We start from the raw sequence: 3003 nt of genomic DNA, 5'->3' as shown, positions 1-3003 counted from the left end.
GGGCAGGGCCGCGGCGATCACGGCGGCGGCCGCGACGGCTTCTGGTGCGTGGCCGGTGCCGGGTTGCGCCTGGCGCCTGAGGCATTCTGGCCGGGCCCGCAGGCCGAAGGCACGGTGCTGTTGCCCCGCGCCGACCTGGCGCTGTGCGATCCGGCGGCGCCCGGCGCCCTGGCCGCGACCGTCATCCGATCCCAGTTCCGCGGCGACCGGCACCTGTTGACGCTGTGCCTCGATGCGGCGCCGGCGGCGACGATCCTGGTCGCGGCGCCGTCCCGTCATGCCGAAGGCAGTCCGGCCGGCCTGATGGTCGCGGCCGAAGCCCTGCGCTGGTTCCCATCCTCTCTCTCGACGAAGAAGGCATCATGATCACGCTCTCCCGCCATCTCCTCGGCGCCGCCGTCGCGGCCGCCGCCGTGATCGCCGCGGCCCTGCCCGCCCAGGCCGACATCACCGTCTATTCGGCGGGCCCGGCCAATCTGATCGAGACCCTGGCCAAGGGCTTCACCACCCAGACCGGCACCAAGGTGGCGGTGTTCCAGGGCACCACCGGCCAGGTCATGGCCCGGATCGAGGCCGAGGCGTCGAACCCGGCGGTCGACGTGCTGATCTCCGCCTCCTGGGACACGGCGACCGATTTCACCAAGCGCGGCTGGCTGGTGCCCTACGCCAGCCCGAACGCGGCCAAGGTGCCGGATTTCCTGAAGACCGACACCGCGGTGGCGCAGGGCGTCTCGGCGCTGGGCATCGCCTGGAACCCGAAGAGCGGCACGCCGCGCCCGGCCGACTGGTCCGACCTGACCCAGGCGGCGTTCAAGGATCTGGTGACGGTGCCGGACCCGGCGCAGTCCGGCGCATCCTTCGAACTGGTGGCGGCGATGCAGGCCAAGTCCGGCGACTGGAGCCTGTTCCAGAACCTGAAGGGCAACGGCGCGGTGGTCGCCGGCGCCAACGCCCAGGCGCTGAACCCGGTGCTGCAGGGCGCCAAGGCCGCCGTGTTCGGCGCGGTCGACTACATCTCGCTCGGCCAGCAGGCGAAGGGGGAGTCGATCGAGGTGATCTTCCCGGCCTCCGGCACCGTGATCGCGCCGCGGCCGGCGATGATCCTGACCTGGTCGAAGCACCAGGACGAGGCCAAGCAGTTCATCGACTACATGCTGTCCGACGAAGGCCAGGCGGCGGTGGCCAAGACCTACCTGATCCCGGCGCGCAGCGACATCGCCGCCGACCGGCCGCTGATCAAGGACCTGAACATCCTGAAGGTCGACGCGGCCACGGTGTACCCGAAGCGCAGCGAGATCCTGGCCCAGTTCACCGCGGCGCTGGGCAAGTGACGGTCACGTCGTAAAGCGATGCGAGGCCTCTCCCGCCGCCGCGGGAGGGGCCTCACAGGCTCCGGGCGTTGCCCTTCAGGATCCGGGCAGAAATGTCGGGCCGGCCCGGGGCTGTCATGGTCACGGCGTCGCCATCGATCGAGATCGCGACGCAATCCTGCTCATGGAACCGGGCCCCGCCATTGGTGACGCAGAGCGTGCCGTCCACGCGAAGCAGCCATTGGATCGGATCGGAACCACCCGTTGCCTTTTTTGCCCGGCCGGCTCCGCCCGACAGGAAATAAAGCCCCCTCTCTTCACCGGCAGGGCCGCCGGGGGCCTCGAAGACGATCGTGTTGCCGACCAGAGCGTCCGCCGTCGCCTGGACGGCGGCGGCAGCGGCCGGCGACAGGTGCCGGGCGTCGCCCGGCAGAAGCTGGCCATGGAAAGGCCCCGTGCCGCTCGTCAAGGTCACAAGGTCACCGGCGATTGAGATGGACAGACAGTAATCCTGCTTTCCCGGCCCGGCCCTAGCGTCAACAAGGCACAGATGTTCGTCGCCGCTTCGCAGCTCCCACTGCTCATCGCCCTGAAGCACCCAATGGGTGAAGTCCGGCTCGTCCCCATTGATGTTCTGGCTTGCACGCCGCAAGGTGCCGTCCGCCAGGAAGTAGAAGGCCGTCGTCTCCAGCCCCGGCGTGATGACGACCGTGTTTCCGACCAGGGCCTCGACCGCGGCCTTGCCGGCCAGCCGGCGTTGCGACGCCGTCGCCGGGTCGAGAGCCCAGGCATCGCCCTGCAGCATCTTGGCCGACCAGGCCGGGCCGTTCGCCGGCGCCAGGGTCACCGTGTCGCCATCGAGCGACAGGGTTCCGCAATCGCCATCCCAGGGCTTGCGGCCGGCATCGGCCACGCAGAAATTCTGGTCGGACAGAACGGACCATTGGATGGGTTTTGCAGCGCTCGTCTCCCCGCCGCGCCGCGTGGCTGCCCGGCCAGTACCTTCAGGCAGAAGATAGACACCCGTCTCTTCCCCGGGGTGGTCGGGCTTGGCATAGACCAGCGTGTTGCCGATCAAGAACCGGGCGGCCTGATATGCGACGACCGGAGCTCCCTCCGCCACCGGAGCCAGGGCCGTCCCGGCCAGCGCCAGAGAGACGGCCAGACTCAAAGCCCTGATCGATATCATTCCATGGCCCCCTCGCCCCATTGCCTCGCTCATCCTGAACCGAATTATGGTTTGTTTGCGAACACAGACGCGGCCCCACCAGCGGGAAAGGCGATGCAGATCCATGGCGACTGATCGGTCCAACGCCCCCGCGATGGGGGCCACGCGCGGCACGGCAATCCTGGTCTGGACGACGATCGCCATCCTGGCCGTGGTCGTGGCGCTGCCCCTCACCTTCATCCTGCTGCAGGCGATCTTCCCTGCCCTCGGCCAGGGCAGCTTTGCCGCCCCGTTCAGCCGCGTCGGCGACGTGCTGGGCGACGCGGCGCTGCTGCAGCTGACGCTGAACACCCTGGCGCTCGGCGGTGCCGTGGTGATCGGCACCGCGCTGCTGGGCGTGCCCCTGGGCATGCTGCGGGCGCTGTTCCGCGTGCCGCTGGCCCGGGTCTGGGACGTGCTGATGCTGCTGCCGCTGATGATCCCGCCCTACATCGCCACGCTGGGCTGGATCATGACGCTGCAGCC

General features: G+C 69.5%; 4 protein-coding genes. 3 read left to right on the top strand and 1 reads right to left on the bottom strand.

The window, feature by feature from the left end; genetic code table 11:
- Nucleotides 1-366: hypothetical protein (locus tag AC3XYG_RS33525; RefSeq protein ID WP_489144223.1), on the top strand; the 366-nt coding region annotated here is incomplete at its 5' end.
- The gene (locus AC3XYG_RS33520) at nucleotides 363-1331 is read left to right on the top strand and encodes an ABC transporter substrate-binding protein (RefSeq protein ID WP_489144222.1); all 969 of its coding nucleotides are present in this window, start codon (nucleotides 363-365) and stop codon (nucleotides 1329-1331) included. The genes AC3XYG_RS33525 and AC3XYG_RS33520, both read left to right, overlap by 4 nt.
- Nucleotides 1332-1383: 52 nt before the next feature.
- Here the strand turns inward: AC3XYG_RS33520 and AC3XYG_RS33515 are convergent, their stop codons facing one another.
- Nucleotides 1384-2604, bottom strand: coding sequence for a hypothetical protein (locus tag AC3XYG_RS33515; protein ID WP_489144221.1), 1221 nt, complete (start codon nucleotides 2602-2604; stop codon nucleotides 1384-1386).
- On the opposite strand from AC3XYG_RS33515, the gene AC3XYG_RS33510 reads away from it, so the two are divergent.
- On the top strand, nucleotides 2603-3003 hold a 401-nt coding region (locus AC3XYG_RS33510), incomplete at its 3' end, for an ABC transporter permease family protein (protein WP_489144220.1). The genes AC3XYG_RS33515 and AC3XYG_RS33510 overlap by 2 nt on opposite strands.

The sequence above is a fragment of the Inquilinus sp. genome (genome assembly GCF_057815775.1).
The sequence above is the reverse complement of the archived record's forward strand: the minus strand, read 5'-3'. Positions and strand labels throughout refer to the sequence as shown.

Excerpts from the sequence above, each read along its gene's own strand:
- AC3XYG_RS33515 (WP_489144221.1), bottom strand. The coding sequence starts at position 2,604 with ATGGATCTGCATCGCCTTTCCCGCTGGTGGGGCCGCGTCTGTGTTCGC.
- AC3XYG_RS33520 (WP_489144222.1), top strand. The coding sequence starts at position 363 with ATGATCACGCTCTCCCGCCATCTCCTCGGCGCCGCCGTCGCGGCCGCC.